The organism is Kribbella sp. CA-245084 (genome assembly GCF_050942355.1).
In the GTDB taxonomy this organism is placed as follows: Bacteria; Actinomycetota; Actinomycetes; order Propionibacteriales; family Kribbellaceae; genus Kribbella.
Map to the genome: position 1 here is coordinate 870874 of NZ_CP192053.1, position 14134 is coordinate 885007.

The following is a 14134-nucleotide window of genomic DNA, read 5'->3' on the forward strand; positions in this document are numbered from 1 at the left end:
AGTCACGTCATGCTGACTGAAAGACATCTGCAGATTTTCATCGCGCTCGCCGAGGAGCAGCACTTCGGCGACGCGGCCCGGGTCGTCGGCATCACCCAGCCACCGCTGTCCCAGGGCCTGCGTCGCCTCGAGGCCCTCGTCGGCGTCAAGCTCTTCGAGCGCGGGGCCGGGCGGGTCGAGCTCACTCCTGCCGGAGCCGCCCTGCTGCCGTACGCACGCCGCGCGCTGACCTCGATCGAGGAGCTGCACCAGGCCGCGGTCGACCGCGATCCCGAAGGCCCGGAGATCCGGCTCGGTCTGGCGCCCGAAGTCCCGCCATCAGCCGGTGCTGCCGTGGCCGCCGCGTCCGGCGCGGTGATCCCGGGCAGTCGAGTCACAGTCGTCACCGCCTCGACGAGCTCGCTGATCAACCAGGTCAACACGGGTCGGCTGACGTTGGCCGCCGTACTGCATCCCGTCGTACTGGATGGCTTGGAAGCCGGCCCGGTCTCGCTGCTTCCGACCTGGGCGCTCGCGCCGGCCGGGTTCGTGGACGACGAGGTCGTGGGGTTGCCGCAGCTCAAAGGGTTGCCGGTAGCAATTCGCCCGCGGACGGAGGCTCCGGCGGCCCGTGACCTGTTCCTGGACACGCTCGCCTTGCATCGACCCACCGGCGGCACGGTCGTCGTCACCGATGAGCGAGCAGGGTTGGCGATGACCGCGGCGGGCCAGGCGATCGTGGTGACCGCCGACCCCGCACTGACCGCGCCCGGGGTGACCCGCCATCGATTGGCCGACGATCCGCTGCCGTTGCGGCTGAGGCTCGTGTGGTCGAGGACGCGTACGCCGTTCCTCCGGCCGAACGACGTGATCGCGCAACTGACCGAAGCGCTGGTGGCGTCGTGAACGCCCGCATCCGCGCGGTCTTCGAGGACGCCGGCGTACGCGGGTGGCTGCACGCGGTCGCGCTGGACGAACCCGACGCGACGGTCGAGGTCGACGCGGACGGAATCGTGCCGCTGGCCTCGGTGTACAAGCTGCCGTTGCTGGCCGGGTTCTGCCGGCTCGTGGATCTCGGCGAGCTCGATCCACGGCAGCAGCTCACGCTCGATCCGTCGACGAAGACCGGCGGGCCTACCGGGTTGTCCACCTTCGCGGATCCGGTCACGGCCTCGCTGCGGGACCTGGCGCTCTCGATGATGACGCTGTCCGACAACGCTTCCGCGGATGCACTGCTGGAGGTTGTCGGGCTGCCGCGGCTGGCCGAGCTGCTCAAGTCATTCGGTCTGCAAAGGACCTGGGTACGCCGCGGTACCGCGGGCAATCTGCGTGATCTGCAACGCCGGACCAGAACGAACGATCCGGACGCGGCCCTCGCCGTACTGGCGGACAACGACCAGACCGATCCGGCCGGGGTCTATGAAGCAGTGAACGCCTCGGCAGCCAGCGCCCGCGACATGACGCTGTTGCTGCGGCGGTTGTGGGCGGGGGAGTTGCTGTCGCCCGAGCAGACCGAGTTCGCCAAGGCGACGATGCAGCGGCAGGTGTTTCTGCACCGGTTGGCGTCCGGCTTCCCGCACGACGGCGTACGCGTCGCGGGGAAGACCGGGACGTTCGGGGCGTTGCGGCACGAGGTCGGCGTGGTCACGCTGCCGGGCGGTACGGCGTACGCGGTCGCGGTCTTCACGCTCGCCGCGCGCGGCGACGTCCGCCAGCCACGCGTGGACGCCGCCATCGGCGAGGCGGCCCGCGTAGCCGTCGACCTCCTGCGTTAGACGATCTGCTGCGTTAGACGATCGCGAATGCTTCGATCTCGAGGAGGACGTCGGGGTTGAACAAGGCGGCCACCTGGACGGCGGAGGCGGCCGGTTTGGTGCCGGGGATGTACCTGTCGCGCACCGCGCGGATCGCGGGCATGTGCGCCATGTCGGTGACGAAGATCGTCATCTTCGCGATGTCCTCGAAGGTCGCGCCCGCGCCGGCCAGGCAGCGCTCCAGGTTGGCGAACACCTGCTCGGCCTGGGCGCCGGGATCACCGACGCCGACGAGCTTCCCGTCGGCGTCCAGGGCGACCTGTCCGGCGATCGCCACCCACTGCCCGTGACCGGTCACGACGTGGCTGTAACCGTTGCCCGGGGCAACTCCAACTGCGCGCGGATACTCCAGGTTGCTCATGCACCAGATATACCCCGGCAAGGGTTGAGAAACCGGTTTCCATCGGGAGAGGATACGGGTGTGGGCCGGACACCGAAGGACTCGATCACGATCGCCGACGTCGCGCGGCTGGCGGAGGTGTCGCGGGCGACCGTGTCCCGGGTGATGAACGGCCGGCTCACTGTCGCACCCGAGATCGTCGCCCGGGTGCGCGCGGCCGCGGACCGGCTCAACTACCGTCCGAGTGACCTGGCACGCAGCCTGTCCCTCGGCCGGACGAACATGGTCGCACTGGTGGTCCCCGATCTGGGCAACCCGCTGTTCCAGCAGATCCTTCGCGGCATCACGAACGCGTCCGCGGCGGCCGGTTACCGGGTGCTGGTCGCGGAGACCGACGAGGACCCGACCGCCGAGGCCGAGATCGCGATCGAGGCGCGCCGGCGGTGCGATGCGCTGATCATGGTCTCGCCGCGGTTGGACGAGGAGCGGCTGCTCGAGCTGTTGCCGCAGGTGCAGCCGGTCATCCTCGTCAACAGGCAAGGCCCGGAGGATGTCTCGTCGGTGGTGGTCGACTACGGCCGCGCCGTACGGATCGTCGTCGATCATCTGGTCGGGCTGGGGCATCGGCGGCTCGCGTTCCTGTCGGGGCCGGCGGCGAGTGCGTCGAACACGCTTCGGCTGCGGGCTCTCGAGGTCGCGCAGCGGGAGATCCCGGGGCTGGAGCTTGTCCGGCTCGAGTGCGGGCGGTCGATCGAGGACGGGTACGCCGCAGTTGAACGGGTGCTCGAGTCGCATGTGACCGCGGTGGTCGCGTTCAACGATCTGGTCGCGTTCGGTCTGCTGGCGAGGCTCAACGAGGTCGGTGTCGCCGTACCGGCTGATGTGTCGGTGACCGGGATGGACGACATCGGGCTGGCGCGATTCGCCGTACCGTCGCTGACGACGGTTCGCGTGCCGCAGAAGGACCTTGGGGAGCTGGCGTGGCGGCGGCTGCACGCGTCGATCGCTGCACCGAACGGCGATGCGGACGACGTACCTGAGCTGCGGCTGGCGGTGCGTGCGAGCACGGGGCCGGTGCCGGAGCCGCGATTGCACGGCGGTACGGCGGCTGGTCGGCTCGGGTGGCAGCAGCAGGGCGACATCTTCGCGCTCGGGAGCGATTCGGGCATGCTCGCGCGGTACGAATTCGGACGCCGGATGCCGCAAGTGCACGCGCCCCGGCCATACCTGCACCCGGTCCGCACGCTCGGCGGACACCCGTTGACCGAGGTCAGCCCGGTCGATCATCGGCATCACTACGGCGTCTCGCTCGCCGTACCGGTCGTCAACGGCACCTCGCACTGGGGCGGCCGGACGTACGTCCGCGACCAGGGCCCGACCCTGCTGACGAACCACGGTCAGCAACGCAGCCGCGGCGTCATCGCCAACGATCACGAGCTGATCGACGACATCACCTGGTACGACGAACAAGGCCGGCCGCAGCTCGTCGAACGCCGTCGTCTCGCCGGAGAACTCGCTGCCGGCGGCTGGCGACTCGACTGGCAAAGCGTCCTGACCGCGCGCTACGGCTCGATGCAGATCGAGAACCCGACGACGGCCGGTCGAGAAGGCGCCGCGTACGGCGGGATCTTCTGGCGATTGCCTGTGGCCGAGACGACGGTGCTCTCAGCTGATGGTGAGGGCCTCGACGCCGCGTTCGGTTCGACGAGTCCGTGGCTGGCCTTCGTCCAGGGCGACGTGAGTCTGTTGTTGGTGCAGCCCGATGGCGTACGGCGGTGGTTCCTCCGCGTCGACTCGTACGTCGGCGCGTGCCCAGCGCTCGCCTGGGACAGCCCGCTCACGCTGCAACCCAACCAGGAGCTGAGGCTGTCGCTTACCGCGCTCCTGCTGGATCGGCCGGTGGAACTCGCCGAGGCTAAGTCGTTGGCAGACCAGTTGTAGGCGACGACGCCAGCGCGGATTGCCAGCGGCGAGGGACCCGTCCGGCGAGGCGTGCGGCTCGTCCTGCGGAGACAGCGTCACGCATCGCGGCGGCCATCAGGGCAGGCTTCTCCGCACGTGTCACTGGCGTCGCGAGCATGACCGCATCGCAGCCGAGCTCCATCGCCAGCGCGGCGTCGCTCGCCGTACCGATCCCCGCATCGACGATGACCGGAACGTTGGCCGCGTCCGCGATCAGCGCGATGTTGTGCGGGTTGCGGATCCCGAGCGCCGAACCGATTGGTGCTGCCAACGGCATGACCGCCGCGCACCCTGCCTGTTCGAGCCGGCGGGCGAGGATCGGGTCGTCGTTCGTGTACGGCAGCACGGTGAAACCGTCCGCCACCAACGCTTCCACGGCATCGAGCAGCTCGAACGGGTCGGGCAGCAGGAGGTGATCGTCGGCGACGACCTCGACCTTGATCAGGTCGGTCTCCAACGCCTCCCGCGCCAGCTTCGCCGTCAGCACGGCCTCGGCGGCGGTGTGGCAGCCGGCCGTGTTCGGCAGTACGTCGATGCTGTGCTTCTTGAGTACGTCGAGCACCGAGCCTTCATGCCCCGTGCCGAGGCGGCGCATCGCGACCGTGGTCAACTGGGTGCCGGAGGCAATCAATGCCTCCTCCATCACTTCCAGGTTGGCCGAACCGCCGGTCCCCATGATGAGCCGGGACGTGTACGTCCGTCCGCCGAGCTCCAGTGGATCGTCCATCTCAGCCTCCCTGCGTCGCGCTGACGATCTCGACCCGGTCGCCACTCCGCAACGCGGTCTGCGCCCACTCGGCCTTGGTCAGCACGTTCTGATTCACGGCGACCGCGATACCGGTCGTGCGATCGGAGTACTCCGTGATCAGCTCGGCCACGGACTTGCCGGCCGGTACGTCGATCGCCGTACCGTTCACCCAGACGGATTCCATCGCGCTTCCTCCCTACGCCGGAATTACCCGATTCAGGTTCAGCGGTCGGTGACGGCGTAGTCACCCTCTCAGCCCACTCCCTGCGAGCTCCCGCGGACTTCTCAATTATAGCGTGGCTATCGTGACCGAAACTGCCTGGGGAGGCGACCGTCTTGGCGAAGCGGGTTGGGATCTCGGATGTGGCTGCTCGGGCCGGAGTCAGCCCGACGACGGTTTCACATGTGCTGTCGGGCCGGCGGCATGTCTCGGAGGCGACTCGGGCGCGGGTGCGGTCGGTGATGGACGAGCTCGGCTGGGAGCCGAACCAGCTGGCCCGCAGTCTGCGGACGCAGCGGACGCAGACGATCGCGCTGATCGTGCCGGACATCACGAACCCGTTCTACCCGTCGGTCGCGCGCGGTCTGCTCGACGTGGTCAGCGAGCCCGGGTACCAGGTGCTGATCGGCAACACGGACGGCTCGCCTTCGGCCGAGAAGGATCTGGTCGCGCGGATGGTGACTCGCAGCGTCGACGCGATCGTGTTCGCCGGCTACTACAGCAAGGCGAGCGACGTCGCGGCTGCCGTCGAGGCGGGGATCCCGGTGGCGCTGATGGGCGGGCGTCGAGCCTCTGCGGGGATCGACGTACTGACTTCCGACGACCTCGCAGCGGGGGAGATCGCCACGCGATATCTGATAGGCCGGGGCTATCACCGGATCGGCTTCATCACCGGTCCTGTCGGTGAAGGTCCGCCCGCCGACCGCGTGAAGGGTTATCGGCGCGCGCTGACCTCGGCCGGGCTGCGGTTCAACGGTCAGTTGGTTGTCCGTGAGGAGTTCTCGCGTGCCGGCGGTACGGCGGGGTTGCAGAAGCTGCTCGAACTGCGCAAGCCGCCGCGGGCCGTGCTGTGCACGAACGACATGGTCGCGATCGGCGCACTCGACGTCGCGCGTGATCGCGGGTTGCGGGTTCCCGACGACCTTGCAGTGATGGGTTTCGACGACATCGAGGCTGCCGCGCTCATCTCGCCGTCGTTGACCACGATCGCGGGCGATCCGCGCGAGCAGGGTCGCGCGGTCGGCCGGGTCCTGCTGGGCAGGCTGGAGGGGACGGCCGCCAGCCTGCCGCAGCGCATTCTGTTCGCGCCGTCCGTCGTACCGCGGGAATCCGCCTAGGGCGCGGTGACCGACGTCACCGTCGAGCCCGAGATGTACGTCGGCCAGACGCCTACCGTGACTGTGATCTGGCCGTTCGCATTAGGTGTCATCGTGCTGGTCAGACCGTAGAGGCTCGTGACCTGGACGGGGCCGGTCGCGTTGACCGTCACCGTCGTGTTGGATCCGGACGCGGCCCAGATGGCGCGGAACGGCGTACCGTCGTTCGCCGCGTAGACCTGGTCGATCAGGCCGTTGCCCGGGTTCTCCTTGCCGAGGAACGTCGCGCCGCGGAGCTGCCGTGCGGCTGTGGCATAGGCGACGTACGACGGCTTGGGGGTGTACTTGCCGAGTGCGTCGGCCTCGTTGTGAACCAGCCCGAAGTTGTTCTCCGCCGCGGCCGGGTCGATGCCGTCGTTCTTGAAGTCGTACATGTAGAACCGGTCGACGTCGTGCCCGGGCACGTTGAGCATCTCGCGCGCCATGTACATCGCCTGCGTCGGCTCGTCGACAGGGACCGCGCTGCCGGAGCCGGTGTACCAGCCGGCCTCGGTGATCCAGATCGGCTTGTCGACACCGCCGTTGTACTGCCGGATCGTTGCCCGCACCTGATCGATCGCCGTACCGAGACTCTCGGGCGCGTGCAGGAAGTTGTACGGGTGGATGGATACGACGTCGAGGTACTGCAGCCCGCCGAGCTGGCAGAACGTCTGGAACCAGGCCTGCTGGGTCACGTCGGTGTCGCCGCCGGCGACGATGTTGAGATCGGGATGGGTGGCCTTCACCTTCGTGTACGTCGCCTTCAGCAGCGCGAGGTAGCTATCGGGTGTCTTGTTGGCGGGACCGGCTGCGTTGACGTCCCACTCGTTCCACACCGCGAGGTTGTGGACCTGCGGGTTCTGGTTCGCCAGTGCGTTGGCGTAGTTGGCGAACGCGGTCCGGCCGGCGTCGGTGTACGGCGCGTTGAAGAGCTGATCGGGGCAGTCGTAGAGGCAGTTGCCGTAGTCCGCGACCATCAGCGGGTCGAGCCCATTGGATTGGAACGACTGCAGGTACGTCGTGACCTTGGCCGGGAAGGCGTACGTGCCTGCTGTGGTCTCGGCGGCGGACCAGTACGCCTCATCTCTCGCCGTCCGAGCACCGGCCTGACTTACCAGCGGGATCACATCGGGCGCCCAGGAACCGGCGAAGTGCGTGCCGACCCCGTTGTACGTCGTGGGCGTGGTCGCCGCGACCGCGTCGACGTTGACGGAGGCCGTCGTACCGCCGCCGATGATCAGGCTCTTGTCCAGCGTGAGCATGATCGCCTTCGCCGGCCCGTGCCAGACGCCGTCGTCGGCGCCGCCGAAGTGCAGGTAGCCGGCGCCTCCGTTGAAGGTGGTGACATTGAGCTGCTGCCAGGCCGTCGAACCCGACAGCGTGAGGCGTTGCTGGTGGACCTGGCCGGTCGCGTCGGTCAGCCGGAGACCGATGGCCGACAACTGACTCGTCTTCACCCAGAGGCTGAGGGCGGTCAGGTTGATCGGCGTCATCGTGCGCTGGATCGCGACGTAGTTGCCGCCGCCCGTGAAGTCACCAGAGAGCTTCGCGGACTGCGCGCCGGCCTGCAGGTTCGTCGTGTCGTAGGTGAGGCTGCCGGTCGCGCCGGCGAACTCGCTGCCCGGGTAGAACGACCAGCCCTCGGCCGCGCTCTCGTAGTCGCCGAGCGGCGTCGTCGGCTTGGTGGACTGCGCGTTCACGGTGAAGTCGTCGAGGCTCACGCTGCTGCTCGTCGCGCCGGTGATCGCGCCCTTGTCGAGAACGACCTCGAGGCCCTTGGCCGGACCGTGCCAGACACCGTCGTTGGCACCGCCGAAGTGGACGTACTGCTTGCCGCCGTCGAACCGGGCGACGCTGAGCGGCTGCCAATCAGTTGCCCCAGACAACGTTAGGCGCTGCTGATGGACCTGGCCGGTGGAGTCGGTGATGCGGAACGTGAGGAAGGTCAGGTTCGGGGACTTGGCCCAGAAGCTGACGCTGGACGCGTTGACCGACGGGAGCGTGCGGTTGACGCTCACGTAGGCTCCGCCGGCGCTGAAGTTTCCGGACAGTTTGCCCGAGCTGGTGCCGGAGTGGTTGTCGGTGGTGTCGAGTGCGAAGCCTCCGGTGGCGCCGGGGAATTCGCTGCCTGGGTAGAAGGTCCAGCCTTCCGCGGTGTTCTCGAAATCGCCGACCCGATTGGTGGTGAGGCCGGCGACCGACGCCGTACTGAGTGGGCTGAGGATCGCGAAGGTTGTTTGTGCGCTGACCGTGCCTGCTTGGACTGTCAGCTTGTACCAGCCGCGGGTGGTGACCGAGACCTGGAGCGTGCTCGCGGTGGCTTGGCTGCCGGTGGCGACGACGGTGCCATTGACGTCGGCCGCCGACCAAGTGACTGACGACGCGTCGGTGCTGAGGCCGATCTTCACCTGCTGGCCGTCGGTGAACACGTTGCCGAGGGTGAGGGGAGTGAGGGCGAGGGTCGCCGCGTGGGCCGGGGCGACGGTGCCGAAGCAGAGGAGGAGAACTCCGAGAACGATGGCAAGACTACGTCTCATGCCGACTCCTTGAATCAGGGCGGTGTAGGTGAGACGTCGGCTGCCACGACGTGATGCAAATCGATTTGTACTATCGCTGTGGGTGATCTCCGTGTCAACAGCTCGCCACTGTCCGCTTCCGGCGCCTTTGCTGAGGTCGGCCCCGTGTCAGCTGAGGTCGGTCCCACGTTTCCTGAGCTCGGTCCCACGTTTCCTGAGCTCGGTCCCGCGTTAGCTGAGGTCGGCCCGTGTCAGCTGAGCTCGGCTCCCGTGAGGAGGGCGGCGAGCTCGGTCGGGCGGTACAGCACCTGCTTGCCGGTGCGTTGCGGCTCGACGAGACCGGTACGGCGGAGCAGCTGGAGATGCTGGCTCACGGCCGACGGCGTCACCTTCAGCTCGCCGGCCAGGTCCGTTGTCGTGCGGGGATGCGTCAGTAGTTCGAGAATGTGCGCGCGCGGCGTACCGATCAATTGGGCCAGATCTTGCTGCGACGGCGGCTCGACGACCGACCACAGGTTGGCTTGGCCGCGGGGCGGGTAGCCCAGTATCGGTTCGGCTCCCGGGTCGAACGGGATCACAGCGTGCGGCCCGAACAGGCTCGGCTGGAGCACGAGTCCTCGGCCCTTTATCGCCTCGGTCCGGCTGACAGCGGCCACCCGGTCGACTTTCAGCAGCCCGTCCGCGTAGCTGATCGCCGGCGCCAGTCCATTGAGCATCGCGCCGGTCCCGTGCTGGGTGAGGACATGCCCGCGGTAACTGATGTCTGCCGAGAGGAGGGTTCGCATCCGGTCCCAGTACGGCGCCATCATGGCGTCCCAGTACTGGCGCAGTGCATCGAGGACCTTGTCGATGGTCAGGTCTTCCGGGAGCTCGCCGTTCACCGCGACGAGTTGCCGCTCGTACGTTTCGCGGTCCACGTCGCCGATCAGTTGCAGCTCGTCGGCGAGCTGCGTGAGCGGGGAGGTCGGGCGCGGGGTCAGGAAATCCGGGCTCCCCATCGTGTCGTTGACGAGCCACCGCAGTACGTCCCAGTCCAGCTCCGCCACGCGCGGCTGGACCGCCCTGACCCACCCCAACTGCAACGGGAACCGACCCGGCTCCCGCAACGCACGCAACGACAACACCATCTCCGCAACCGGCGACACCGCAAACCGCACCTCCGCCAGATCCCGCGAAGTCAGCTCGTAAGTCAGCACGACCCGCTACTCAGGCCGGCCCGTTGCCGTAGCCAAGGTCATCGGCAATATCAAAACTCTCCGACCCGTACTGCGCCTGCGGCTCCGCCACATCCGTCCCCAGATCAAACCCGACCTCGGTCTCCTCCTCCACCAGATCCGGCTCAACCTCATCCGGCTCACGATCACTCATAAACCCCTCCTAGGTCCGTCGTACGCCCGCAGTATGAACCACCAACTTGACCCCCCAACCACATCCCACCCGTTGACCCCTCCCATCCCACCTCCCCATACTGACGTGAACCTTCCCGTGAACGATCACGGCAATCGCCACACCCCATCCACACCCCGCCGACCGCACCCCGTCATGGCGATCAACCCGCCCACCCACCCGCCCGCCCCCGGGCGACCACCCGCCCCTCCGCCCACCGCGTCGGCCGCCGCACCCCCACCGGCTGCGCGCCCACCCGCCGCAACCCCACCGCATTCGCCCACCGCATTCGCCCCCGAGCGACCGCCCTGCTCCACCGCTCTCCGCACTCCGCCCACCGCACTCCGCCCACCAACCCGCCGACCGCTCTCCCCGCCTCCACCGCTCACCAACCCGCCCACCGCTCACCGCACCGCCCATCGCTCACCGCACCGCCCATCGCTCACCGCACCGCCCAACAGGCGCGCGCCCTGCCCCCGCCCCACCGCACCCAGCGCGCGGGCCGCCCAACACCCATCGGGTGCCGCCCTCCCGCCGCATTCGCCCAGCCACTCGCCCACCCGACCGTCCCGGCCGACCGCACCCGTCCACCGGGCGACCGCAATCGGCAGTCCGCCCACCCCCAGTCCGCCCACCCCCAGTCCGCCCACCGCACTCCGCCCACCGCCACCTCCCACAGGCCGCCCACCGAGCGAGCCCCCGCCCCCGCCCACCACCGGGCGACCCCCGCCCCTTCGTCTCCTGAGGAGAGACCTATGACGCTGCGCTTGAGGCTTGCCGCCGCTGTCTCCGCCGCCCTCGCCGTGCTCGTGGCTGTGACGCAGCCGATGGCGTCCGCCGCGCGGGCCGTTCCCGGCGCGGCGCCCGCCGCCGTGAGTACCTCGGTGGCACTCGACGGGCGCGCAGGCGGCCGGACTTTCGACGGTGTCGGCGCCATCAGCGGTGGAGGCGGGAACAGTCGGCTGCTCGTCGACTACCCCGAGCCGGCCCGCAGCAGGATCCTCGACTACCTGTTCAAGCCCGGGTACGGCGCCAACCTGCAGCTGCTCAAGGTCGAGATCGGCGGCGACACGAACTCCACCGACGGCGCCGAGCCCAGCCACCAGCACACCGCGAGCGACCTCGACTGCAACCGTGGGTACGAGTGGTGGCTGATGGCCGAGGCCAAGAAGCGCAACCCGGCGATCAAGCTCTACGGCCTCGCCTGGGGAGCCCCCGGCTGGATCGGCAACGGCCAGTTCTGGTCGCAAGACATGATCGACTACGTCATGCGCTGGCTCGGCTGCGCGCAGAACCACAAGCTCGCGATCGACTACCTAGGCGGCTGGAACGAACGCGGGTACGACGAACCCTGGTACGAAAACCTCCACACCACCCTGGCCTCCCGCGGCTACCGAACCCAGGTAGTCGGCGCGGACTCCGGCTGGGATGTCGCCGACTCGATGGCAGCAGACCCGGCGTTCAACTCGGCCGTCGACATCATCGGCGCGCACTACCCGTGCGAGGGCGGCGACGGCGGAAGCGCCCTGTCATGCTCATCCAGCGACGTTGCGCAGGCCAACGGCAAACCCTTGTGGGCCAGCGAAAACGGCTCCCTCGACCTCGACGCCGGCGCCGACGAGCTGATCCGGTCCATCACCCGCGGGTACATCGACGCGCGCATGACGGCGTACCTGAACTGGCCGTTGCTAGCAGCAATCTACCCCGGAATGCCTTACGACACAGTCGGTCTGGCGGTAGCCGATCAACCCTGGTCAGGTGCCTACCGCCTAGGCAAGAGCCTGTGGACCACCGCCCAGATCACCCAATTCGCCAAACCGGGTTGGACATTTGTCGACGCGGCATCGGGCTATTTCGGCGGCGACCGCGCAAACGGCTCGTATGTATCGCTACGAGCGCATGACAACTCGGCGTACAGCGTGATCGCCGAGACAACAACGGCGACCTCCCCACAAACACTCAACCTCAACATCACCGGCGGTCTGCCCACGACGACCGCGCACGTCTGGACAACGGACGTAAGCAGTCCGACCGCCCACGACAATCTCGTGCACGTCGCCGACGTCGTACCGGCCAAGTCGGGAGCGTTCACCGTCACCCTCCAGCCCGGCCGGGTCTACACGATCACGACCACAACCGGCCAGGGTGCCGGCCAGGCCGTCAGCCCGCGCCGAGCCGACCTCCCACTCCCGTACGTCGACAACTTCGAGCGCTACCGTCCCGGGTCGCAAGCGCGGTTGCTCGCCGACATGCAGGGCTCGTACGAGACCGTCCGCTGCGCCGGCCGACCGGGTACTTGCCTTAGGCAAATGGCGCCCGTGAAACCGATCCTCTGGCAGGACGACTCCGACGCGTTCGCGCTCATCGGCGACACAACGTGGAAGGACTACACCGTCTCGAGCGATGTGTACTGGGACAAGCCCGGAACCATCGAGCTCATCGGCCGCGCCGGCCACCAATCCCGGCCGCAGAGTCACCAGGAGGGCTACTTCCTCCGCATCGACGACCGCGGATCATGGTCGATCGTCCGGTCCGCGATCGACTCCACCCTGACCACCCTCGCGTCCGGCAAGACAGTTGCCCCAGGCATCCACTGCTGGCAGCAGGCGGCGCTGCAGCTGTCGGGTACGACGCTAACCGCGATGCTCGACGGCAAGGCGATCGGCGTTGTGGACGACCCGACGTACGCGACCGGCAACGCAGGTATCGGCGTCGTCGGCTACCAGACCGACCAGTTCGACAACCTGCGGATCACTCCGGCGAAGCATGGCCCCGCTCCTGCGACCGTGACGGTGACCGCTCCTGCCACGTTGCAGCGCGGCGAGACCGGCACAGTTCAGGCGAAGTTCGCCGTACCAGCAGGAGCTCCTGCGGCGCACGATCTCGAGCTAACGCCGAGCGGTCTGGCGGGCTGGACGTTCGACCCGGCGTCAGTCCACTTCGACCAGGTCGCTTCCGGTACGACGGTCACCGCGACCTGGCAGGCGACCGCGCCGACTCTGCGCGACACGCCGACCGAGAACCCGATCACCGTGACGGCCACCTATGCGCAGCGGTCCGTCCAGCATTGGTCGTATGGCAAGGCTGTCGTCCAGGTTCCGATCCCGCCGCCGACAGGTACGGAGTACGTGAGCGACCTGGCCTTCGTCTCCACCAGCAACGGCTGGGGTCCGATCGAACGCGACACCTCGAACGGCGAACAGGCCGCCGGCGACGGCCTGCCCATCACCCTCAACGGCACCGTGTATCCCAAGGGTGTCGGCATGCACGCCAATGGATCTGTCGACCTCTATCTCGGCGGGGCTTGTACCCGCTTCACCGCCGTCGCCGGCGTTGACGACGAGGTCGATCCCTATGGCTCGGTCCGTTTCACCGTTGCCGCCGACGGGTCGACCCTCACTACAACGCCTGTCCTCACTAACTCCTCCGACCCATTTGCCGTTGACGTCGACGTGACCGGCGCCCAACACCTGACTCTGACCGTCGACGACGCCGCTGACTCCAACGCTCACGACCACGCCGACTGGGCCGACGCCAAAGTGGTGTGCCAGTAATTGTCGGTGGCTCGTGGAAGGGTCGGTGGCGACTTCACGAGTGGAGGAAGCATGGGGTTTCGCACGATGGAGGATGACGAAGCGGCTGAGTTTCTGGCGCAGCCGCTGGTTGCTGTGCTGGCGATCGACGATCCGGGCTGGTCGCCGCATGTGACGCCGGTGTGGTTTCACCACCTGCCCGGAGAGAACAGATTCCAGGTGATGACGCCGGCGAAGTCGAAGAAGGCGAGGCTGCAGCGCGAGGGCTCGGGCGAGTTGTCGCTCTCGGTGCAGACGGCTGACGGACCAACCGCGAAGTACCTCAATATGCAAGGTGTTGCCCGGCTGCTTCCGCTGAGCCCTGACCTGCTCAACGCGATGGTGGACAAGTACCTGGCGGAGGAGTTCCGCGCGGCGTACCTGGCCGATCCGCCCGAGGACTCGATGTTCGACATCACCCCGCGACGCATCACCACGGGGGTCATCGGCTGACACTTCGA

General features: G+C 68.0%; 12 protein-coding genes and 1 riboswitch. Of the genes, 6 read left to right on the plus strand and 6 right to left on the minus strand.

Annotated features, from left to right (window positions below):
* Nucleotides 1–9 precede the first annotated feature (9 nt).
* Together ACQPYH_RS04355 and ACQPYH_RS04360 are read left to right on the plus strand one after the other, a co-directional pair.
* Complete coding sequence (locus ACQPYH_RS04355; RefSeq protein WP_432886891.1) at nucleotides 10–885, plus strand: LysR family transcriptional regulator; 876 nt, start codon at nucleotides 10–12, stop codon at nucleotides 883–885.
* A complete protein-coding gene (locus tag ACQPYH_RS04360) occupies nucleotides 882–1754 on the plus strand; it encodes a serine hydrolase (protein ID WP_432886894.1) in 873 nt (290 codons plus the stop codon). Before ACQPYH_RS04355 ends, ACQPYH_RS04360 begins: the two co-directional genes overlap by 4 nt.
* A 13-nt stretch (nucleotides 1755–1767) precedes the next feature.
* Here the strand turns inward: ACQPYH_RS04360 and ACQPYH_RS04365 are convergent, their stop codons facing one another.
* Nucleotides 1768–2154, minus strand: coding sequence for a RidA family protein (locus ACQPYH_RS04365; protein WP_432886896.1), 387 nt, complete (start codon nucleotides 2152–2154; stop codon nucleotides 1768–1770).
* A 60-nt stretch (nucleotides 2155–2214) separates the two neighbouring features.
* On the opposite strand from ACQPYH_RS04365, the gene ACQPYH_RS04370 reads away from it, so the two are divergent.
* Nucleotides 2215–4074, plus strand: coding sequence for a DUF6807 family protein (locus tag ACQPYH_RS04370; RefSeq protein ID WP_432886899.1), 1860 nt, complete (start codon nucleotides 2215–2217; stop codon nucleotides 4072–4074).
* Here the strand turns inward: ACQPYH_RS04370 and ACQPYH_RS04375 are convergent.
* On the minus strand, nucleotides 4049–4822 hold the full coding sequence (locus ACQPYH_RS04375; RefSeq protein ID WP_432886902.1) for a thiazole synthase: 774 nt from the start codon (nucleotides 4820–4822) through the stop codon (nucleotides 4049–4051). The two genes, ACQPYH_RS04370 and ACQPYH_RS04375, sit on opposite strands and share 26 nt — an antisense overlap.
* A gap of 1 nt (nucleotide 4823) precedes the next feature.
* The gene (thiS, locus tag ACQPYH_RS04380) at nucleotides 4824–5027 is read right to left on the minus strand and encodes a sulfur carrier protein ThiS (RefSeq protein WP_137252359.1); all 204 of its coding nucleotides are present in this window, start codon (nucleotides 5025–5027) and stop codon (nucleotides 4824–4826) included.
* Nucleotides 5020–5131, minus strand: a riboswitch (TPP riboswitch). (Overlaps the previous gene by 8 nt.)
* Nucleotides 5132–5179: 48 nt before the next feature.
* Between thiS and ACQPYH_RS04385 the strand changes: the two genes are divergently transcribed.
* On the plus strand, nucleotides 5180–6181 hold the full coding sequence (locus ACQPYH_RS04385; protein WP_432886904.1) for a LacI family DNA-binding transcriptional regulator: 1002 nt from the start codon (nucleotides 5180–5182) through the stop codon (nucleotides 6179–6181).
* On the opposite strand, the gene ACQPYH_RS04390 is transcribed toward ACQPYH_RS04385, so the two are convergent.
* From ACQPYH_RS04390 to ACQPYH_RS04400, 3 genes are all read right to left on the minus strand, one after another.
* Nucleotides 6178–8736 (minus strand): glycosyl hydrolase, encoded by a 2559-nt coding sequence (locus ACQPYH_RS04390; RefSeq protein WP_432886907.1) that lies wholly within the window; start codon nucleotides 8734–8736, stop codon nucleotides 6178–6180. The two genes, ACQPYH_RS04385 and ACQPYH_RS04390, sit on opposite strands and share 4 nt — an antisense overlap.
* 230 nt (nucleotides 8737–8966) lie before the next feature.
* Nucleotides 8967–9911: a DUF5937 family protein gene (locus ACQPYH_RS04395; protein WP_432886909.1), complete on the minus strand. Its 945-nt coding sequence runs from the start codon at nucleotides 9909–9911 to the stop codon at nucleotides 8967–8969.
* Between the two features lie 10 nt (nucleotides 9912–9921).
* The gene (locus ACQPYH_RS04400) at nucleotides 9922–10083 is read right to left on the minus strand and encodes a hypothetical protein (protein WP_432886912.1); all 162 of its coding nucleotides are present in this window, start codon (nucleotides 10081–10083) and stop codon (nucleotides 9922–9924) included.
* Nucleotides 10084–10856: 773 nt separating this feature from the next.
* Between ACQPYH_RS04400 and ACQPYH_RS04405 the strand changes: the two genes are divergently transcribed.
* Nucleotides 10857–13655, plus strand: a complete 2799-nt coding sequence (locus ACQPYH_RS04405; RefSeq protein WP_432886915.1) for an NPCBM/NEW2 domain-containing protein — start codon at nucleotides 10857–10859, stop codon at nucleotides 13653–13655.
* Between the two features lie 51 nt (nucleotides 13656–13706).
* Nucleotides 13707–14126: a pyridoxamine 5'-phosphate oxidase family protein gene (locus ACQPYH_RS04410; RefSeq protein ID WP_432886918.1), complete on the plus strand. Its 420-nt coding sequence runs from the start codon at nucleotides 13707–13709 to the stop codon at nucleotides 14124–14126.
* Nucleotides 14127–14134 lie beyond the last annotated feature (8 nt).

Bases quoted from the DNA above. Each gene is read 5' to 3' on its own strand.
- ACQPYH_RS04365 (WP_432886896.1), bottom strand. From the start codon at position 2,154: ATGAGCAACCTGGAGTATCCGCGCGCAGTTGGAGTTGCCCCGGGCAAC.
- ACQPYH_RS04390 (WP_432886907.1), bottom strand. From the start codon at position 8,736: ATGAGACGTAGTCTTGCCATCGTTCTCGGAGTTCTCCTCCTCTGCTTC.
- ACQPYH_RS04355 (WP_432886891.1), top strand. From the start codon at position 10: ATGCTGACTGAAAGACATCTGCAGATTTTCATCGCGCTCGCCGAGGAG.
- ACQPYH_RS04410 (WP_432886918.1), top strand. From the start codon at position 13,707: ATGGGGTTTCGCACGATGGAGGATGACGAAGCGGCTGAGTTTCTGGCG.
- ACQPYH_RS04405 (WP_432886915.1), top strand. From the start codon at position 10,857: ATGACGCTGCGCTTGAGGCTTGCCGCCGCTGTCTCCGCCGCCCTCGCC.
- ACQPYH_RS04375 (WP_432886902.1), bottom strand. From the start codon at position 4,822: ATGGACGATCCACTGGAGCTCGGCGGACGGACGTACACGTCCCGGCTC.
- ACQPYH_RS04400 (WP_432886912.1), bottom strand. From the start codon at position 10,083: ATGAGTGATCGTGAGCCGGATGAGGTTGAGCCGGATCTGGTGGAGGAG.
- thiS (WP_137252359.1), bottom strand. From the start codon at position 5,027: ATGGAATCCGTCTGGGTGAACGGTACGGCGATCGACGTACCGGCCGGC.